This window comes from Methanosarcina spelaei (assembly GCF_002287235.1).
In the GTDB taxonomy this organism is placed as follows: Archaea; Halobacteriota; Methanosarcinia; order Methanosarcinales; family Methanosarcinaceae; genus Methanosarcina; species Methanosarcina spelaei.
This window is the reverse complement of the sequence record NZ_LMVP01000491.1, coordinates 1-230: the sequence shown is the minus strand read 5'-3', so window position 1 is coordinate 230 and position 230 is coordinate 1. Positions and strand designations below refer to the sequence as shown.

General features: G+C 37.0%; 1 protein-coding gene. It reads right to left on the bottom strand.

What is annotated here, in order from left to right; all coding sequences use genetic code 11:
- Positions 1–44 precede the first annotated feature (44 nt).
- Positions 45–230, bottom strand: a 186-nt coding sequence (locus tag ASJ81_RS23385) for a hypothetical protein (RefSeq protein ID WP_212556105.1), incomplete at its 5' end; no start/stop codon positions are given.

Genomic DNA, 230 nt, shown 5'->3' with positions numbered 1-230 from the left:
ATATCATTCTCTTGTACCGGCATTTTCCAGTTTCAATCCTTGTTTTAGTGGATCTTGCTCACGAATCCAGCTACATTGTAGATGAAACCTTCTTTTACTTGTTTCAATCCTTGTTTTAGTGGATCTTGCTCACGAATTGATACTTCAAGTTTTTTTGCAGCCTCCTCTATAGGTTTCAATCCTTGTTTTAGTGGATCTTGCTCACGAATATGAATATAGCTTGACAATCC